Annotated in this window: 21 protein-coding genes and 1 tRNA gene; 4 read left to right on the forward strand and 18 right to left on the reverse strand. The window is 54.2% G+C overall.

The window, feature by feature from the left end; genetic code table 11:
- Positions 1–304 precede the first annotated feature (304 nt).
- The 4 genes from PYL13_RS08970 to purC all read right to left on the reverse strand — a co-directional run bounded on the left by PYL13_RS08970 (position 305) and on the right by purC (position 2,495).
- Positions 305–712: a hypothetical protein gene (locus PYL13_RS08970; RefSeq protein WP_192491233.1), complete on the reverse strand. Its 408-nt coding sequence runs from the start codon at positions 710–712 to the stop codon at positions 305–307.
- Positions 713–778: 66 nt separating this feature from the next.
- A complete protein-coding gene (purQ, locus tag PYL13_RS08975; RefSeq protein ID WP_275641053.1) occupies positions 779–1,450 on the reverse strand; it encodes a phosphoribosylformylglycinamidine synthase subunit PurQ in 672 nt (223 codons plus the stop codon).
- A gap of 16 nt (positions 1,451–1,466) precedes the next feature.
- Complete coding sequence (purS, locus tag PYL13_RS08980; protein WP_192491235.1) at positions 1,467–1,709, reverse strand: phosphoribosylformylglycinamidine synthase subunit PurS; 243 nt, start codon at positions 1,707–1,709, stop codon at positions 1,467–1,469.
- Between the two features lie 21 nt (positions 1,710–1,730).
- The gene (gene purC, locus PYL13_RS08985) at positions 1,731–2,495 is read right to left on the reverse strand and encodes a phosphoribosylaminoimidazolesuccinocarboxamide synthase (RefSeq protein ID WP_192491236.1); all 765 of its coding nucleotides are present in this window, start codon (positions 2,493–2,495) and stop codon (positions 1,731–1,733) included.
- 637 nt (positions 2,496–3,132) lie between these two features.
- Here purC and PYL13_RS08990 point away from each other — a divergent pair.
- Positions 3,133–3,444 carry a DUF1476 domain-containing protein gene (locus tag PYL13_RS08990; protein WP_250982602.1) on the forward strand — a complete coding sequence of 104 codons (312 nt, stop codon included), beginning with the start codon at positions 3,133–3,135 and terminating at the stop codon, positions 3,442–3,444.
- 140 nt (positions 3,445–3,584) lie between these two features.
- On the opposite strand, the gene PYL13_RS08995 is transcribed toward PYL13_RS08990, so the two are convergent.
- Positions 3,585–6,143: a sensor domain-containing protein gene (locus tag PYL13_RS08995; protein ID WP_441296662.1), complete on the reverse strand. Its 2,559-nt coding sequence runs from the start codon at positions 6,141–6,143 to the stop codon at positions 3,585–3,587.
- 572 nt (positions 6,144–6,715) lie between these two features.
- On the opposite strand from PYL13_RS08995, the gene PYL13_RS09000 reads away from it, so the two are divergent.
- Positions 6,716–6,805 (forward strand) — tRNA-Ser (locus PYL13_RS09000).
- Positions 6,806–7,089: 284 nt separating this feature from the next.
- Here the strand turns inward: PYL13_RS09000 and PYL13_RS09005 are convergent.
- The 5 genes from PYL13_RS09005 to PYL13_RS09025 all read right to left on the reverse strand — a co-directional run bounded on the left by PYL13_RS09005 (position 7,090) and on the right by PYL13_RS09025 (position 9,044).
- Positions 7,090–7,425: a GCG_CRPN prefix-to-repeats domain-containing protein gene (locus PYL13_RS09005; protein ID WP_275641055.1), complete on the reverse strand. Its 336-nt coding sequence runs from the start codon at positions 7,423–7,425 to the stop codon at positions 7,090–7,092.
- A gap of 492 nt (positions 7,426–7,917) precedes the next feature.
- The gene (locus PYL13_RS09010; RefSeq protein WP_275641056.1) at positions 7,918–8,136 is read right to left on the reverse strand and encodes a hypothetical protein; all 219 of its coding nucleotides are present in this window, start codon (positions 8,134–8,136) and stop codon (positions 7,918–7,920) included.
- Positions 8,137–8,169: 33 nt separating this feature from the next.
- Entirely contained in the window at positions 8,170–8,406 is a 237-nt protein-coding gene (gene rpsU, locus PYL13_RS09015; protein WP_192491246.1) for a 30S ribosomal protein S21, read from the reverse strand.
- Between the two features lie 27 nt (positions 8,407–8,433).
- Positions 8,434–8,724, reverse strand: a complete 291-nt coding sequence (locus tag PYL13_RS09020) for a cold-shock protein (protein ID WP_250982593.1) — start codon at positions 8,722–8,724, stop codon at positions 8,434–8,436.
- A gap of 110 nt (positions 8,725–8,834) precedes the next feature.
- Positions 8,835–9,044 carry a cold-shock protein gene (locus PYL13_RS09025; protein WP_192491248.1) on the reverse strand — a complete coding sequence of 70 codons (210 nt, stop codon included), beginning with the start codon at positions 9,042–9,044 and terminating at the stop codon, positions 8,835–8,837.
- A 692-nt stretch (positions 9,045–9,736) separates the two neighbouring features.
- Here PYL13_RS09025 and PYL13_RS09030 point away from each other — a divergent pair.
- The gene (locus PYL13_RS09030; protein WP_275641057.1) at positions 9,737–10,129 is read left to right on the forward strand and encodes a PAS domain-containing protein; all 393 of its coding nucleotides are present in this window, start codon (positions 9,737–9,739) and stop codon (positions 10,127–10,129) included.
- A gap of 195 nt (positions 10,130–10,324) precedes the next feature.
- On the opposite strand, the gene PYL13_RS09035 is transcribed toward PYL13_RS09030, so the two are convergent.
- The 7 genes from PYL13_RS09035 to PYL13_RS09065 all read right to left on the reverse strand — a co-directional run bounded on the left by PYL13_RS09035 (position 10,325) and on the right by PYL13_RS09065 (position 15,859).
- Positions 10,325–10,531, reverse strand: coding sequence for a CsbD family protein (locus PYL13_RS09035; protein WP_192491253.1), 207 nt, complete (start codon positions 10,529–10,531; stop codon positions 10,325–10,327).
- Positions 10,532–10,609: 78 nt separating this feature from the next.
- The gene (locus PYL13_RS09040; RefSeq protein WP_275641397.1) at positions 10,610–11,182 is read right to left on the reverse strand and encodes an RBBP9/YdeN family alpha/beta hydrolase; all 573 of its coding nucleotides are present in this window, start codon (positions 11,180–11,182) and stop codon (positions 10,610–10,612) included.
- A gap of 165 nt (positions 11,183–11,347) precedes the next feature.
- A complete protein-coding gene (gene purB, locus PYL13_RS09045) occupies positions 11,348–12,655 on the reverse strand; it encodes an adenylosuccinate lyase (protein ID WP_192491254.1) in 1,308 nt (435 codons plus the stop codon).
- A 60-nt stretch (positions 12,656–12,715) separates the two neighbouring features.
- A complete protein-coding gene (locus tag PYL13_RS09050) occupies positions 12,716–13,204 on the reverse strand; it encodes a hypothetical protein (protein WP_275641058.1) in 489 nt (162 codons plus the stop codon).
- Between the two features lie 24 nt (positions 13,205–13,228).
- A complete protein-coding gene (locus PYL13_RS09055) occupies positions 13,229–13,960 on the reverse strand; it encodes a DUF2259 domain-containing protein (protein ID WP_275641059.1) in 732 nt (243 codons plus the stop codon).
- On the reverse strand, positions 13,957–14,634 hold the full coding sequence (gene rpe, locus PYL13_RS09060; protein WP_275641060.1) for a ribulose-phosphate 3-epimerase: 678 nt from the start codon (positions 14,632–14,634) through the stop codon (positions 13,957–13,959). Before rpe ends, PYL13_RS09055 begins: the two co-directional genes overlap by 4 nt.
- Before the next feature lie 148 nt (positions 14,635–14,782).
- The gene (locus PYL13_RS09065) at positions 14,783–15,859 is read right to left on the reverse strand and encodes an ABC transporter substrate-binding protein (RefSeq protein WP_303298995.1); all 1,077 of its coding nucleotides are present in this window, start codon (positions 15,857–15,859) and stop codon (positions 14,783–14,785) included.
- Between the two features lie 241 nt (positions 15,860–16,100).
- Here PYL13_RS09065 and PYL13_RS09070 point away from each other — a divergent pair, with 241 nt between their 5' ends.
- On the forward strand, positions 16,101–16,553 hold the full coding sequence (locus tag PYL13_RS09070; RefSeq protein ID WP_275641398.1) for a flavin reductase family protein: 453 nt from the start codon (positions 16,101–16,103) through the stop codon (positions 16,551–16,553).
- A gap of 461 nt (positions 16,554–17,014) precedes the next feature.
- Here the strand turns inward: PYL13_RS09070 and PYL13_RS09075 are convergent, their stop codons facing one another.
- The gene (locus PYL13_RS09075; RefSeq protein ID WP_275641062.1) at positions 17,015–17,830 is read right to left on the reverse strand and encodes a glycosyl hydrolase 108 family protein; all 816 of its coding nucleotides are present in this window, start codon (positions 17,828–17,830) and stop codon (positions 17,015–17,017) included.
- Positions 17,831–17,843: the final 13 nt, after the last annotated feature.

The raw sequence follows: 17,843 nt of genomic DNA on the forward strand, positions 1-17,843 counted from the left end.
TCCCTAGGGCTCATGTCATCTGACTGATCAGCCTGTGACGCGCCAGGTTCAGCGCGACTTATCGGATTTTTGTGACAAGTACAGGAATGTGGACGCCAGCAGCATCAAGCCGCTGCACGCAGCGCCGTATTTTCCGTGAACAGCATTATCCACGCATGTCGCCCGGGCTAGTCTTCGGGAGGCATGCAACACGTTTACTGCCATCAATCGGTTTTTCGTCCCGGAAGCCAATACATATGGACGATAAGCCAATGGGCAGGCCCACTGCATCCTTTTTCCCAACCTGTGCAGCTGGGTTTTCTTATTATGAGCAGCCTTTGCCGCCCGCTGCCCAGCGCTTGACGTCTGTGGCAACACGCGAAGCATGGGCCTCGTTCATGACGGGGCCATAGGCCTGAAGCTTGGCGGGCGAGCCTTCAGCTTCGACAACCAGCATTGGCCGGGATTCCGGGCTGTTGCGTGGTACCAGCAAAATGCGTGGACGGCCGGAGAAGGAATTCAGCTCCGGTGCAAGGCGATACGCCTTGAACGCCGGATCACCGCTTTTGAACCAGCAGGCATTGGCACCAAGCGCAACGCGCTCCATGGTCGGCAGGGCTGCTTGGCTTGCAGGGGCCGGAGTGCTTCGTTCAGACTGGCAGGCGCTTAATGCGACCATGGCTGCCGTAACGCTGGCAAAACTCAGAGCATAGCGAAGGGGCAGGCGGGTCATGGGTGCAACCTTGATGAGAAGAGAAAAAAACCGGCACTCAGTGCCGGTTTGATGGTCTGGATATGATCAGGCCGCGATAACGTTGAGGGCGGAAGCAAACAGGCCTCTGCCATCATTGCCGCCATGGGCCGCTTCAATCAGGTTTTCCGGATGAGGCATCATGCCGAGAACATTGCCACGCTCGTTGATGATGCCGGCAATGTCGTTCAGCGAACCGTTGGGGTTGGTACCCTCGGCATAACGGAACACGATCTGGCCCTTGTCTTCCATGGACGCGATCTCGGATGCTTCCGCGAAGTAGTTGCCATCATGGTGGGCAACCGGGCAACGCAGGATCTGGCCCTGCGAATAGGCGCGGGTGAAATCCGTGTCGCTGTTGACGACTTCCAGCTTCACTTCGCGGCAAACGAACTTCAGCGAGGAATTGCGCATCAACGCGCCCGGCAGCATTTCGGCTTCAACCAGAATCTGGAAGCCGTTGCACACGCCAAGAACCTTGACGCCTTGTTCTGCCTTTTCGCGAATGGCGCGCATCACTGGCATACGGGCCGCGATGGCGCCACAGCGCAGATAGTCACCATAGGAGAAACCGCCGGGGATAACGATCAGGTCGACATCGGGAATTTCCGTTTCCGTCTGCCAGATGGTGATCGGCTCCTTGCCGGAGATTTTTGTCAGGGCCGCAATCATGTCACGATCACGATTGAGGCCGGGAAGCTGAACGACTGCCGATTTCATTGAGCGGCTCCTGCTGTCAGAGGATAGCGATAGAGTAGTTTTCGATCACTGTGTTTGCGAGGAGCTTTTCGCACATAGCCTTGATATCGGCCTCTGCCTTGGCTCCATCAGTGCTGTCGATCTCCAGATCGAAAACCTTGCCCTGACGAACCTGTCCAACGCCTTCGAAGCCGAGGCTTCCCAGTGCGCCTTCAATTGCCTTGCCCTGTGGATCGAGAACGCCATTTTTCAGCGTAACAGTCACCCGTGCCTTGATCACCTGATAGTTCTCCTGATGTGCTTATTTTACGAGGACCGGGCCGGTGCCGCGGATCGGTTCGTTTTCATTGATGATGCCCAAGCGGCGAGCCACTTCGGAATAGGCTTCGAGAAGGCCGCCCATATCGCGACGGAACCGGTCCTTGTCCATTTTTTCCTGGGTTTCGATATCCCACAAACGGCAGCTGTCCGGCGAGATTTCATCGGCCAGGATAATGCGCATCATGTCGCCTTCATAAAGGCGACCGCATTCGATCTTGAAATCGACGAGCTGGATGCCGACGCCCAGGAACAGGCCCGACAGGAAGTCGTTGACGCGAATGGCAAGAGCCATGATGTCATCAAGCTCGGCAGGGTTGGCCCAGCCAAAAGCGGTGATGTGCTCTTCAGACACCATCGGGTCTTCAAGCTCATCCGACTTGTAATAGAATTCGATGATCGAGCGTGGCAGCACGATGCCTTCATCAATGCCCAGACGCTTGGACAGAGAACCGGCAGCAACGTTGCGTACAACGATCTCGAGTGGAATCATTTCCACTTCCTTGATCAGCTGTTCGCGCATGTTGAGGCGGCGGATGAAGTGGGTGGGGATGCCGATCTTGTTCAGATGCGTAAACACGTATTCGGAGATACGGTTGTTTAGAACACCCTTACCGTCGATAACTTCGTGTTTTTTCTTGTTAAAGGCGGTTGCATCGTCCTTAAAGAACTGAATCAGCGTACCTGGCTCTGGTCCTTCATAAAGGATCTTTGCCTTGCCTTCGTAAATACGGCGGCGACGGTTCATAATATGAGATCTCGTGTTGGCGCCATGCGCATGGCGTTGTGTTTCATTCTTTGAAGCGGTCCCATATCGGAAAAGATGGACTTTAACAATCTGTAGGATGGGTTCTCCGCGTCAATTCGTTGTCGCTTGTGAATGAAACCTCCTGTGTCCTGTGTTGGTTCAATGAATATAGCAATAGTCACGTCCGGCATACATATATGTTATTGCCGCGTGAATGAGGCAAGGCCGGCGCCGCCGCAAAGCGTGTTCACGACAGCGCAGCTGTTTTTAAACGACACATTTGTGTGTTGTGAATTATCGCGTCGAAAGCCATTTCGCCAATTTAACATAAATTAGAAAAAATGACTATTGATGTTGAATCAAAGCGTAATTCCATTTTGTTGACTCTGTTTTTCTTACGTAAGGTGCGGATGGTAAAAACATAAATTTACGTGGGGGTCTGGCGTTTCAGATTGGCCGTTCCCATGTCTGTTGCGCAAGGCCGCATGGTGTGGCGAAAGGCAACAATACATCCTTTTCGTTTCATCGCGGTCTGTCGTGAAACTTTGCATTGCAGTCCGGCAATGCTTTTGATTTATGGACAACAGGCTGAACTTTCAGCTTTCGGTAAATGTGAATAGATTTGGGAGATTATGACATGGCCCTCGGTGATCGCGATAAGGCATTCGAAAACAAGTTCGCTCATGATGAGGAACTGAGATTCAAGGCTGAAGCTCGCAGAAACAAGCTGCTGGGCCTGTGGGCCGCTGGCCTGCTTGGCAAGGCTGATGCTGATGCTTACGCAAAGGAAGTTGTCGCTGCCGATTTTGAAGAGGCAGGCGACGCAGACGTGTTCCGCAAGGTGCGTGGTGATTTCGACGCGGCAGGCGTGAAGGTCAGCGACAGCGAATTGACTGCAAAGATGCAGAGCCTGCTGATTGAAGCAGCCGAGCAGATCAGCCAGGCCTGATCCTCAAGTTGATTGATTGAAACATTGGGCCGGCGACTAAAGCAATTCCAGAGAAAGTGGACCCCGGTTTCGCGTCCGGAATTGCGCTAAGGTCAAAAAGCTAGAGCGTTTAGGGCGAACATGTTTCGCCTATAACGCTCTTAGCGATAGTCGCCGGCTTTCTTTTTATTGGCAGCCAGAATTTCACTGAACTTGTTGTGGACGCTGCCATTGCCGTTGTCTTGCCGCCAGGACTGGCCGGTTACAAAGGCTTCGACCATTTCCGCAGGTATCGGACGGCACAGTGCATAACCTTGCAGGTAATCGCAGCCAAGATCGCGCAGGATGCGAATATGTGCTTGTGTTTCAACACCTTCGGCAATGACTCTGATGTTAAGCGAGCGGCCGATTTCCAGGATGGAACTCAGCAATTTGCGCTGCTCGTTGGACTGCGGCAAAAGCCTCACCAGCTCCCGATCGATTTTCAGTGCATCAGGGCCGATGCGCAACAGGCTGATGATAGACGCGTGGCCGGTTCCAAAGTCATCCACCTCAATGGCAATGCCCAGCTTGCGCAGGCGGGCGAGGTTGTCCAGTACCGTCTGGTCGCTGTCATCCAGGAAGATGGATTCGAGAAGTTCGAATGACACTGTGCCTGGTTTGATATCCAGCGACTTCAGCGATTTGGTCAGCAACGGATCATGCAGACGCCGTGAGGACACGTTGACCGACACTTTGGGGATCGGCAAACCCGTCTTCTGCCAGATGTTGAAATCGCTGACTGCCTTTTCCAGCATCATCTCGTCAATGGCGGTAACGGCATCCAGATCCTCGGCAATGGCCAGGAAACGGTCCGGTGTTAAAATGCCTTCGGTCGGGTGCTTCCAGCGCGCCAGTGTCTCGGCACCGATGATGTCGAGTGTCTTGGCGTCAAACTGCAGCTGGTAATAGGGAATGAACTCGCTGCGCTCCAGACCCAGCAGGATCTCGTCCGACACACGTTTGGTGTTGATGAGGATGTCCTGTGTGTCCGACGAGAAGAAGTCGTAGCGGTTACGGCCACGTTTCTTGGCATTGTAGAGCGCAATATCGGCGTTGAGCAGCAACTGCTTGGGGTCGATATCCCGGCCGCTTTCACAGGCAATGCCGATGCTGGCACCACACCGAAATTCGTGGCCGTCATGGTGCATGGGTTTGCGCAGTTCCTTGATCAGGCGGTCGGCAAGGGCGGAGAACTTCTTGGAGGTGCCGGTGTAGCGAGAGACGAACACAAATTCGTCGCCGCCAATGCGGGCCACAAAATCTGCACCGCGCACATTCTTGCGCAGAAGCTGGGCCACATTCTGCAACAGCATATCGCCAGCCCGATGGCCAAATGTGTCGTTGACCTGTTTGAAACGGTCAAGATCAATATGCAAAATGCCGATGCCCTGACCATCACGCGCACATTCCGCCGCCATGCGACGCAGGGTGTCATCCAGATACCGCCGATTAGGTAACTCTGTAAGATAATCATGCATCGCATTGTATTCGATGCTGTTTTTGGCTTCTTCTAATTCAAGGTTTCTGGCTTCTGCCAGGTTCTTGGCGCGTTCCAGCTCCCGCTGTAAAACGATATCGTCGGTGACATCCCAGTTGGCGCCAACCATGCGGGCGTGACCGGAATTGTCGATGAACGGCAAGGTTCTTGCGCGGATGTAGCGCAGTTTTCCGTCGGGCATGATGATGCGGTATTCGTCGGAAAAGGCCGTCAATCTTGCAACGTGAAACTCGACGTTTTTCTGCACGCGCGGCAGGTCTTCCGGATGCACCATCTTTTCCCAGACACCATCAATGACGATGTCCTGATCCTTCGATACATTGAAGATCGAATACATGCGGTCATCCCAGGTGGTCTGTCGCGTTTCGAAATCCACCTCGAACACACCGATGTGCGAGGCTTCCAGCGCCAGCTTCAAACGGCGGGACATTTTCTCCAGCGCGAATTCAGCCGCCTTGCGGGTGGAGATATCATTGTCGATACCGACGATGCGGATCGGATTGCCATCGGCATCACGGTCGACAGCCGCACCACGGCACTCGATCCACACCCAGTGACCATCCTTGTGTTTCTCACGGTATTCGAACACCGCAAATTCCGGATCGCCGGCATTTTGCCGCTCAATGGAAAAGATCACCCGGTCACGATCGTCGGGGTGAATAAGCTCAAGCCAACGTTCGTGATTGGTCTCGATCGGGTCATCCGGCGCCATGCCGCGAATGGACCGCCATGTATCGGACCCGTAAAACACGCCGGTCGACATGTCCTGGTCCCATACACCGCTTTCTGAATTGATCAGCGCGCTGTTCCAGCGGCTTTCACGCGAGGCAAGATCAAGCTCCAGCAGCTTCTGGGCTGTAATGTCTGTGGCCTGCACGAGGATCGCCGGTTCCTCGGGAAACGGATCGTCCCGAAAGGAAAGCAGTGCGTAGTGCAGGGGGCTGCCGTCCTGCTCAATGCGCACTTCGATCTGTGTAGGCTTGCCGGTGGCCGCCTTTACCAGCGCATCACGCACGGCATCCTGGTCGTCGGCATGGACAAGCGCAATGAGACTGCTGCCTGTCAGAGTGGCCGGGTCCTGCAGAAAATCGCCGCAGACTTTGTTGCAAAAGAGGACGGTTCCATTCGTTTTAACGCGAATGGTCGGTAGAGGAAGCGCATCCAGAATGTCATTCAGCATACGATTTATTGTCAACCGAACCTGCCACCACTTTCACACCGCCGAATGATGTGCTCCGTAAGGATTTTCAGCCTCTGTGTGATTTTTCTTTTACAATCAAAGTCATATGCAAAGACATTGCAGGAGGTGAACGATATTGGAAATTCATATCCTGGGCTTCATGCAATCATTGCATCCGGGCAATCTGCCAGTTTTGGTTTAACTCTGTCTTAATTGCCGCGCGGTCATTTTATCGATGATGTCTTACGGCTGCACGCTGAATATCATTTAAATTTTTAATTTCATAAAATTAAATAATGTGCTGAAATCGTTATAGATAATAACAATCAGGGGCAGGGTGTCTCTTGGGTTGAAATCAACTGTGTCGGTGCACCCGCATGGCGCAGCATGATGGCACATTGGCCGGTGGCGTAAAGTTGCAATTCAGCTTTTGCACGCTATTTATGTGGGTGGGTGTTTTTAGTTGCTTCTGCACGTTGACGCGGCGAACCGAACCGCTATAAAGCCAGCCACCGCTTGATTTGGGTGCTGTTGTCACATTGCGTGACGGCCCACCGCCAGATCGAAATTAAGGAAGAGTGGCCGAGCGGTTTAAGGCACCGGTCTTGAAAACCGGCGTAGGTGCGAGCCTACCGTGGGTTCGAATCCCACCTCTTCCGCCATTTCTAAATTAAATCAAAAACCTGTGCGCAGATTTGCCGTTTTCTGCAGCCTCGATTTGTCTTGGTTTTGGCTGGTATGCTCTGTGCGCTGTAATGGAATGACGATTAGAAATTTGGTTTCGATTGCGCGCGTGCATTGCCAAATGCTTGGATGGCAGCCTCCCGATCTGCTTCCATCAAGCGAGGAGATAAGCGCGAATTCGTTCTTGTGAACATGGATGGCTAGGCGCTCTTTTTACCCAGGAAGAAGAAAAGGCCCGCCGAAAAAGCGGGCCTAACACTGTCTACCATTGCCACTGGCGATATTCGCGTTCGCGGCGCCAATCACCGCGCTCTTCCCACCGTCTATGCTCGCGCCATTCGCGACGGGCTTGGTGTTCACGCCACTCGCGACGAGGGTTCCAATCGCTTCGACGGTCCCATTCGCGCTCGTAACGCCGCGGTTCATAGGGTCGGCAATAACCGCGGGGCGTCAGGTAATAGCCTCGCCCGCAAGCATAGTCGACTTTTTGGACAATTGACGCCACTGGCGCAGATGGCTGCATGATCGGCATCGCATTTGCGCCGCCGCCAATAAATGCGGTGAGAATAATACCTGCACGTAAAAGTAACTTACGCATCTCAAACACTCCCTGTGTGGTGATTGAGATTAGCGCCCATCCGCGTGAACGGTCGCTGAATGAACTGTGACGTTTTCAGGGCGCCGCTGACCCACCCGCGTGCGCGTGGGTCTCACACAAGCTTAAAAATAGCAGCGATGCTCGCAAGAGCGATGGCTGACTTGGTCAGGGAGCAAGCTGTGCTCTGCACGGAGGGCGCCGTTCCTTGGCGCTGCATGCACGCGACTTTTAGGGGAAGGCACGCGATACTGCGACACGATGTGATGCTCAGCATCACACTCGCATTTGCCAGCAGCAGCCGCACCTTCTCGAGCACACGGCTGTTCGTGCTGTGTCAAAGGCGTTGTGTTTTCCAGGGGAGTTTGTTCTGGGGAGAGAAGCGACCGGGTATCTGATGTGACCCGATGCGCTACTGTGTGTTCAGGCGCAGTTGCTGCGCCCGTCATGTCTTTTTAGAGCCGCCAATCGTCAGGCAACACATCAAGGACCTTGTCAGGCCTTTGCGCGCGATTTGCGCTTTGTCGCTGTGGGCAGCTCTACAGGCGTTGCGGATTCCTGTGCCTCGCGCAACAAGCGCAAGCGTTCCGTCTTTTTGGCCCGTTTGGCTTCATCCGTCGCAATGATCTGCCGTGCGGCTTGATCGGTTGCTGAGGCTTTATCCTGTGCAGATGCTCTGCCGGTTTTTAAGATTGGTTCTTTATTAATCGTCATGACGACCTCCTTTCGTGAAGGGGCAACCAATGCTCAGCGTGTGTGCACAGCTTTTTTAGGGGCGGGGAGCAAACCCTCGCGCTGCAATTTTTTCCGCTGCAGTTTGCGGTGACGGCGAACGGCTTCGGCCTGTTCCCGATTTCTTTTTTCGGACGGTTTTTCATAGGCGCTACGGGCACGCATTTCGCGGAAAACGCCTTCGCGCTGCAATTTTTTCTTCAGGACACGAAGTGCCTGTTCGACGTTGTTTTCTCTAACGATGACCTGCAAAATATCTCCTTATCTGTACGTGGTGGACTATTTTTTTGTTCTGACCGCAGTCAGATCAATCCAGCTGGCGTTGGTATCGCCGCGGGATGTCGGGGTCTTGGACTTCGGAGTGCCGCGGGACGATGCGTCGTTGTCGATGTCGTCCTGGCCAATACTGCGGTCAAAATTTTCGCCATCAATACGTATCCGGTATCGGATGACGCCCTGAGTTTCGGGCAACACTGCAACGACTTCGCCAGTCCCATGGGGTTGGACACTGCCGCGTGTGCGTGTTTTGAGGACGATTTTATCGCCGCAGCGATAGGGAACTTTCAGCATGAGAATCTCCCATGTCTTAAAAAAAATAAAGGCCGGGCGCAAACCCGACCTCTCACTGTCATCTACTCATGCCGCCAGTACATCCGTGGTCGGCGGAGCAAATGACAAATTTATGCCGCCTGAAGGTTATCGGCAGAGTTCTTGCCAGAACGGCGGTCCTGAACCAGTTCGTAGCGGATCTTCTGACCGTCTGTAAGCGAGCTGAGGCCAGCGCGCTCTACGGCAGAGATGTGTACGAAAACGTCGGTCGCGCCATCGTCAGGCTGAATGAAGCCGAAGCCCTTGGTTGCGTTGAACCACTTTACGGTGCCAGTGTTCATAACGATTTCCTTTCATAGCAATCGTTGTTGTTCCTGCGAAACCTCGCAGGATTGGATCGATATTTTGAGAGGAAATCCGACGGGAGCAAAAGCTCTGGACCGGCGTCACAAGCAATGGTCGATAACACAATATAGGATTAAATCTAAGGTTATGCAATCAACTTACCCGATTTAGTTCAAAACCACCCCGAAGTCATTGATTGGATAGAGATAAAATATCGAAATATTTTTCGATTTTTTAATTTTTCGCGCTGATTTTTCTCGCTAGGTTGTATTTTCGCGCCGGTTTTGGAAAATTTTTGAGACGTTGGTGTGCTGCTGGCGATTGCTGTTGCGAACAATATGGGACGACTGTCTTTTTAAACTCTGGAGAAACGCAGCGGAGCGCCACGTCGGTAAGTTGCGACGCGGTTGAGCCAAACGATATCTATTAAACATACTAAATTTCGCCTGTGCCAAGCGGCACTTGGGCGACGCGTTCAAAATTGCCATCTCCCGCCCCATCAAAAAAACTGACGTTTTAAAAAAAACATTGGAACCATTTCGTGATTGGCGCGCTTACGAGCCTACCAGCGCCACTACCACAAATTGTTGTCCGTTAAAATTATAGTCAAAAACTATAGTGCCTGTCCTTACTCAACCAATTTGTGTCCGGTAGGCTTAGAATCGAAATATGCGCGCAGGAGGATGGCGTGGCATCGCAAAGGCTTGAAATGCAGGACGAGAAGACCGGTTATTACACGTGGGATGTAATCGAAAATCTCGTCACGTTGGATTATGTTTGTGCAGATTTCTTTGAATTTTTACCCTGCCATGGCAGGGCCGGGGTACCCATTGAGGGCATTTTGCAAAAGATCGATGTGGACACCAGGGAGAGGGTGGCCAAGGAGATTTATGATGCGTTGATTGCCGGTGACTACTTCGAAACCGAGTATCCGCTGAACAATACAGATGGCACGCTGCGCTGGATCCATGTGACCGGACGCATGATCATGGATACAGACAATGTGCCGATACGGTCAATCGGCACCATGCGGGATATCACCGCAAACCGCCTGCCGGCCGCCAATATGATCGCCTCATAAAAAAAAGCCCCGCATAAGCGGGGCTTTGAGTGTGTCATCAATCGTCTAGGCTTTTATTATTCAAGGCATAGCGTTGATGTCTAGGCACGTGTCCGTCTATTTACCGTCAACTACGCGCCGCCCGAAAACGGGGGCTGAACTCTTTGACGGCATGGTCTTGGTGTTTGAACCAAAACTTTTGCGGACTTGTGGTTTTCAATGCCAGGTCTGGCGGCCATACCAATCATCTACATCGGTCTTGGCGCGATCCTTGGCGAGGCCGTAACGTTCCTGCAACTTGCCTTCAAGCTGGTCACGTTTACCGGCGATCTGATCGAGGTCGTCATCAGTGAGTTTGCCCCACTGTTCCTTGATCTTGCCCTTAACCTGTTTCCAGTTTCCTTCAACACGGTTCCAGTCCATTTGCGTTTCCTCCAAGTTAATTAAACACATAGAAGAAACGCTTGAATGGCCGAATGGTTCAGGAAAAAATGCCGGTTTTTAGTGCTCGCTGGTTTCAGGGTTCTTCAAACGGCTGAGAAACTGGGCAAAAACCATGGTGCCTTCCGGCCATGGGCCGTGGCCAGATTCGGTGTTGATGTGGCCGGACATGCCGGCATCGACCAGCAATGAGCCCCATGCAGCGGCAATCTCGTCAGCATGCTCATAGGTGCCGAACGGGTCGTTGCGGCTGGCAATGGTCATTGCCGGAAACGGGAACGGTTCGCGCGGGTAGGGACCAAAGGTCATCAGATGTTTTGGCCGGATGGTCGGGTTGGTGACATCTGGCGGTGCCACCAGAAATGCGCCGGCAACCTTGTGGCTAATTTCCGGAATGGCATGCACCACGGTTGGTACGCCAAGCGAATGCGCCACCAGCACAACCGGTTTCGTGCAGGCATTGACGTCTTCCACCAGCCTGCTGATCCAGTCTTCACGCACGGGCTTCGACCATTCGGCCTGCTCAACGCGACGCGCGCTGCCAAGCTTCTGTTGCCAGCGGGATTGCCAGTGGTCTGGCCCGGAATTGGTGTAACCGGGAACGATGAGGATATCTGCTTCGGATGCTTTCATGGCGCTTATCTTGGTATCAATGTCACCGTATTCAAGATGGCGGTGAGGATTGTCGACATTGTCGGGGCTGCCCGACGTGGTTTTGACGATGGGCCGCAAACCTGTCGTCATTATGAAAATGCCCGGACAAGGTCCGGGCATCTGACACGGGCGTTAACGGTTCAATCAGGCCTTGCCGAACACACGATTGAAGATCGTATCAACATGTTTGGTGTGGTAGCCGAGGTCGAACTTTTCGCGGATGGCGTCTTCGGAAAGGGCTGCGCGCACTTCCTCATCGCCCAGCAGTTCCTCAAGGAAGTCTGCGCCCTGTTCCCAAACCTTCATGGCGTTGCGCTGCACGAGGCGGTAGGAATCCTCGCGGGAAACGCCAGCCTGTGTCAGTGCAAGCAGAACGCGCTGCGAATGCACGAGGCCACGGAACTTGTTGAGGTTCTTCAGCATGTTTTCCGGGTAGATCACCAGCTTTTCGACAACGCCGGCCAGACGGTGCAGCGCAAAGTCGAGGGTGATGGTGGTATCAGGGCCAATGGCGCGCTCAACGCTGGAGTGGCTGATGTCACGCTCGTGCCACAGGGCAACGTTTTCCAGCGCTGGCACAACCGACATACGCACCAGACGGGCAAGACCGGTCAGGTTTTCAGTCAAAACCGGGTTGCGCTTGTGTGGCATGGCCGACGAACCCTTCTGGCCCGGCGAGAAGAACTCTTCCGCTTCCAGAACTTCGGTGCGCTGCATGTGGCGAATTTCAATCGCCACATTTTCAATCGACGAGGCGATGACGCCAAGCGTTGCAAAGAACATGGCGTGGCGGTCACGCGGAATAACCTGTGTGGAAACCGGCTCAGGGATCAGGCCCAGCTTTTCGCAGACATGTTCTTCAACGCGCGGATCGATATTGGCAAAGGTACCAACGGCACCGGAAACGGCACCGGTGGCAATTTCTGCACGGGCATTGACCAGACGGGTGCGGTTACGGTCCATTTCCGCGTAGAAGCGGGCAAAGGTCAGACCCATTGTGGTCGGCTCGGCGTGAATGCCGTGGCTGCGGCCAATACGGATCGTGTCCTTGTGTTCGAAGGCGCGGGTCTTCAGCGCAGCCAGTACGCGGTCCATGCCGGCAAGCAGAATGTCTGCTGCGCGAACCAGCTGAATGTTCAGCGTGGTGTCCAGCACGTCGGAAGAGGTCATGCCCTGGTGCACGAAGCGGCTGTCAGGACCGACAAATTCGGCCAGATGCGTCAGGAAGGCGATGACGTCATGTTTGGTAACGGCTTCGATTTCATCGATGCGCTCAACATTGAAAGTGGCGCTGCCGCCTTTTTCCCAGATTGTTTCAGCTGCCGACTTTGGAATGACGCCAATCTCGGCCAGTGCATCACAGGCATAGGCTTCGATTTCAAACCAGATACGGAACTTCGTTTCCGGCGACCAGATTGCGACCATTTCCGGCCGGGAATAGCGAGGGATCATTGCTACCGCTTTCTATATGGTGAGAATTTGCAGCCCGTTTAGCAAAGTGTGACGCCAATCTCAACGCATTCGAAGGGAAAGGATGAAACTGGTTACGAACAGACACACGATGCCCACGGGAAAATACAGCCAAAGGCCGATGATGGTGAACTGGTAGGTTGCGCCAAGCGTGGTGAACAACTGCTGGAAAAACCAGATCCGTGTCAGGAATGGCTCATGCCACTGCGCATAAAAAATGCGGTACTGCAGGGCAAACAGCAGCGCCGTCACGCCATAGGTGACAAGACAGAGACACAGCGCAAAGGCGCAGAAGCGGGCGGTGGCCGGTTTTGCAAATGCCAGATACCGCGCCAGCACCAAGGCTGGCGTAAAGGCAATAAAAGCACCGGCGAAATAATACGCCACGATCTGCCAGAAATGATCGGTCTCGCCCCGGTGGCGCATATAAAGACCAATCACGCAGGAAAGCGCCATCGCTGCACCCCAGACGAATGGTCCGGCAAGTGCTGCGGTTTTTGAGGGCAGGGCGTGTTCAAGCCGCTGTTTCAATGGACTGCCCTTTCAAGGCACCGCTCATGGTCTGACGGGTACGGCGATCCAGCGTCCATTCTGCCCTTCAAAGCCATGTTGCAGCACCGTTACCAGTGCCATGTGCAGGTTGGAGCCAAAACCCTGATGCGTGACCACGCCGCCCAGCCGGTAGCCGGTCACGCAGCCGCGGCTTTCCGGCGCGCGCTGCTCATCATAGACAATTCTATCACTGTTCTTGCCGTCCTGCAGAAGCATTTTCAGCTTGAAGGTGGAACTGCGTTCGGTCCAGGAACTGCATTTTTCACCAGCTGGCTGTATAACCTCTTCCAGCCCCAGCCTGTAGGGTGAACCAAAGGGTGGTGCTGCGGCATAAGCGTAATAGCTGATCTGGTACGGGTTGCCGCTGGCATCGCTGACCGGGTTAAAGGAGGCCAGCAGACCGGGATTGTTAGCCAGTCTGTGCTGTTCAATCAGTGGGGCTGCTTTTTCCAGCGCTTGTGCGCGTGCTGCACCCACACCAACCGCCTCATCCTTCACCAGCACCCGTATCGGCGTGCCCTCGAGATAGGTGTCTTTGACGGTATCGATGACATAGATATTGGAATAGGCAAAACCGGACCCGTCCTGCACGCCATATTCCTCAAAGGCGTAGATGCCGCCGTCTTTGGAAAAGCCGATGGTCTGGAAGGCGGCGATGTCACCGGCATGGGCCGGGGCCGCAAAAAATGCGGCACCTGATGTCATCAGGGAGAGAAAGAAGCCGGCCTTCTTCACGCACGACCGCTTTCTGCGGCCTGGCGAATGGCGGTGACAGTCTTGCGGTAATCTTCAACGCCGTCGCCCTTGTAAATGGCAGAACCGGCCACCAGCACATTGGCGCCTGCGGCAATGGCGGCCGGTGCAGTTTCCAGGGTAATGCCACCATCCACTTCCAGCTCGATCGGACGTGCGCCGATCATCGCCTTGGCAGCCTTGATCTTGTCCAGCATGGCGGGAATGAATTTCTGGCCACCAAAACCGGGGTTGACGCTCATGATCAGGATCAGGTCGACATCATCAATGACGTTTTCCAGCACGGAAAGAGGGGTTGCCGGGTTCAGCGTAACACCGACTTTTTTGCCGAGCGAACGGATGGTCTGCAGCGAACGGTGCAAATGTGCGCCAGCTTCCGCATGCACGGTAATGCCGTCACAACCGGCCTTGGCAAAGGCTTCCAGATAGGGATCGGCAGGGGCAATCATCAGGTGGCAATCAAAAAACGCATTGGTATGTGGGCGAAGCGCCTTGATGACATCGGGACCAAAGGAAATATTCGGCACAAAATGGCCGTCCATCACATCCAGATGGATCCAGTCCGCACCAGCTTCAACGACATCACTGACCTCCTGTCCCAGCTTGGCGAAATTGGCTGCAAGAATGGAAGGGGCAAGGCGGACGGGAAGGGACATGGAAAGCTCCGTACAGAGTGCATGAACGCGATGGCAAAGGGCTTGCACTCAGAGATTTGAGCACATGCGCTGCCATATCATTGTCATAGCTGCGGAACAACCGAGATCAACGTCTGATGCGGAGGATGACCGCCGATGCGGTGGAGGCTCAGCGCACTGCGCGTGCGGCCGGCACAAAGGCCTGACCATTCCACTGTTGCAGGCTGTACGGATTGCTCTTCAACTCATGTGCCTCGTTAAAGGCAACGTCACCAATGGCGGTGGTGAAGGTTGAGTCTTTTAATATGTCGAGAACCGGCTTTTTCTGCTGGTCGGCCAGTCCAATGCCGTTGGCGGCAATCTGCACTGCGGCAAAGGCGGGCAGGGTATAACCTTCAGGAATTGTCACGCCCGCTGCCGTCAATATGTCAAGCGCGGCTGCGGCTGCAGGTAATGACGCATAATCAGGCAGCGTTACGGCAAAGGTGCCAGCGGTGAGCGCAAGCGGCGCATTGGCGGCATTGAGCGTATCGCCACCCAAAACGGTCAGGGCAATGTTTTCAGAGGCGGCATCGCGCGCAACCGTCGAGACATCATTGCGGTCGGTTGCCATAAACACATTGCCGATGCCAGCACGCGACAGACGCCGTACCAGCGCCACCTGCTGTTCCTGCGCCGGGCGCAGGGTTTCCATGCGGGTTGGCTGCAGGCCTGCTTCTTCCAGCTTGGCACGAATACGGTCCACCAGCTCGCGGCCATGAATGGTACCGTCATCGACCAGAGCAAACAGTGACCCCTGCCAATCACGCAGGATAACCTCGGCCAGCCGATCGGATTCGGCAGTGTCTGATGGCGCAAGACGGAACACCGGCCAACTGTTTTTGGCGGCATCTTCAAGCAAAATGGTCGAGCGGCTGGAAAGGGTAATCACCGGCGTGCCGGTTTCTTTCAGCGCCGGCAGGCTGCTGGCAAGAGTTTCCGAACACAGAAAGCCGATGGCAATGCTGACCTTGGCGGCAACAAGCCCGTCGGCAATCGCACCGCCGCCACTGTCGGTGCAATCCTCATTGATCTCAACCACATCGAGCCCAGCCTGCGCAGCTGCGGCCTTGGCACCCTGGCGGATCTGGTCGCCGAGAATTTTATAAGGACCGTCCTGCGGTGCGACAACGCCAAGTGTCGCGGCACTTGCGCCATGCGCAAACGCAACAGATGCGACCAGAAATAAAATGCGGCTTGTCAGCATTGAAAGCGGTTTATCCATATTAATTGGCTGTTGTTTAACATGTCAGACGCACGGAAAAAGGGAAAAATATTGCTGCGAACAATGTTTAGGCGGAAATTGTTCGGGATTTTCAAAAATGTAACTGTTCGGCTACATAATCGTCGCTGTCCGTGTGCCTATCGGGCGGGTGGGACGTATTTAACGCACGGAGTTTCTTTTGACTGTATATAATGCCGTTGATGCGCATATTTACCGCGATGCCATGGCGCAATATGCCGGGCACGTCCAGTTGATCACCACCGAGCACGGCGGCGTGCGGCGTGGCGTGACGATTACGGCGGCGTGTTCCGTATCCGACAATCCGCCCACCGTGCTGGCCTGCCTGAATTCCGGCAATGAAAAAAATGCGATTTTTGCGCAAAGCGGCAAGTTTGTGCTCAACAGTCTGGGACTGCGTCACCGCGCATTGTCCGATGCCTTTGCCGGTTTCGGAGGGTTGCAAAATGATGAGCGTTTCGCAAAGGCGAAATGGATGACGCTGGCCACCGGCGCGCCGGTGCTGGAGGACGCGCTGGTGTCGTTTGATTGTAATCTTGTCGATGTAAAACCCATGTCGACGCACCTGATTCTTTTGGGACAGGTTGAGACAATTCACTTCGGCACAAAGGGTGATCCTCTACTGTATTTTAACCGTAATTACCTCGGTTCCCAATGATTTGCGGCGTCAATGTGAACATTGTGTGATCATTATGTGTGCAGCGATTTTCGCTGCATAACTTTTTTGCTGTTCTATAAGGTGCTGAATTTAAAGAATTTTATTCCCCATTTTTGCTGCAAAAATGAAATTTCTCTAAAAAATTCCGCAGATGCGAAGGGAAATAACTTGACGATTGGCCAATAGTTCGCTTCAATGGCCTTGTTTCAGGGGACGACTGAAATTGGCCACAGTGGCCACGGGAAGTGTCCATTTATATTAAGCACTGACTCGTTTACACTGAATATATTTTTGATCACGAACAGGGCCGCTTTGGGAAACCGAAGCGGCTTTATTCGTTTTTGCACTTCCAACATCATCGCGCGCACGGACATTTCGACCTTCTGCAACCCGTGTGGTTTCCGCATAACGGGCTGAAAAGCCGCACAATATCTAAGCAAGCACCAGGTTTGGCGGCTCCATTACAGCGAAACAGTCTCAAGCGGACGGTCCTTCAAGGCGGCAGCCTCTGCCCGGTAGGCTTCTGCCCGCTGGCGGTTTTTGCGGTAAATGGCAAAGATGAGCAGGGTCGCGAGGAGAACGCCAACCATGGCCAGGCTGAAGCCGGTCCAGGATGGCACACCGGCCGAAACGCCAACCGTGCCACCGGTGCCGAACAGCGCGCCCTGGTTGGCCTGTGTTGCGGCCTTGTCGCTGGCCTTTTGGCCTTCGGCGGCCAATGTCTTGCGTGCCGCAGCGCTTGTGCCAGTCGCCGCCAGATACATGGCAACGCCTTTTGCCTCAACCTTGGCAACACGGGCCGACCAGCCGTTTTTATTGATGCTCCAGATTTTTAAGGAACGCATGAAGCTGAGACGTCGCGCGCACAGCGACTGGATGTGTTTGACGCCGGCGGTTGCGGACTTGGTTATGGTTTCCGGGCCAATATTGCCATCCACCTTGGCGCCGATAATCGCCTGCGCTTCACGCAGTGCCCGCGCGGGGCCGGAATTGACGCCGTAATCCCAGACCGCCAGATCAAAACCAGCCGGCAGACTGTCACCGCCCACCGCATCCCAGTAGCGTGTCTTGTAGAGTGGCTTCACATCGGAAAGGGTAAGGTTGGCAATATCGAGATGGGGAAACGACGCGGCAGAAATGCCATATTTGGTGCCCTTGAAGGTGCCAACGCCCACTTTGCCGCCCGTCCAGTTGCCGGGATCTTTACGGTCCTTCGACAGACCGCCTTCAGCCTGCAACGTAAAATCAAGGCATGCGCTATAATTGTCTTTTGCCATATCGCGATTTCCC

Origin of the sequence: Agrobacterium sp. Azo12, from assembly GCF_029193765.2 — a bacterium.
GTDB lineage: Bacteria > Pseudomonadota > Alphaproteobacteria > Rhizobiales > Rhizobiaceae > Agrobacterium.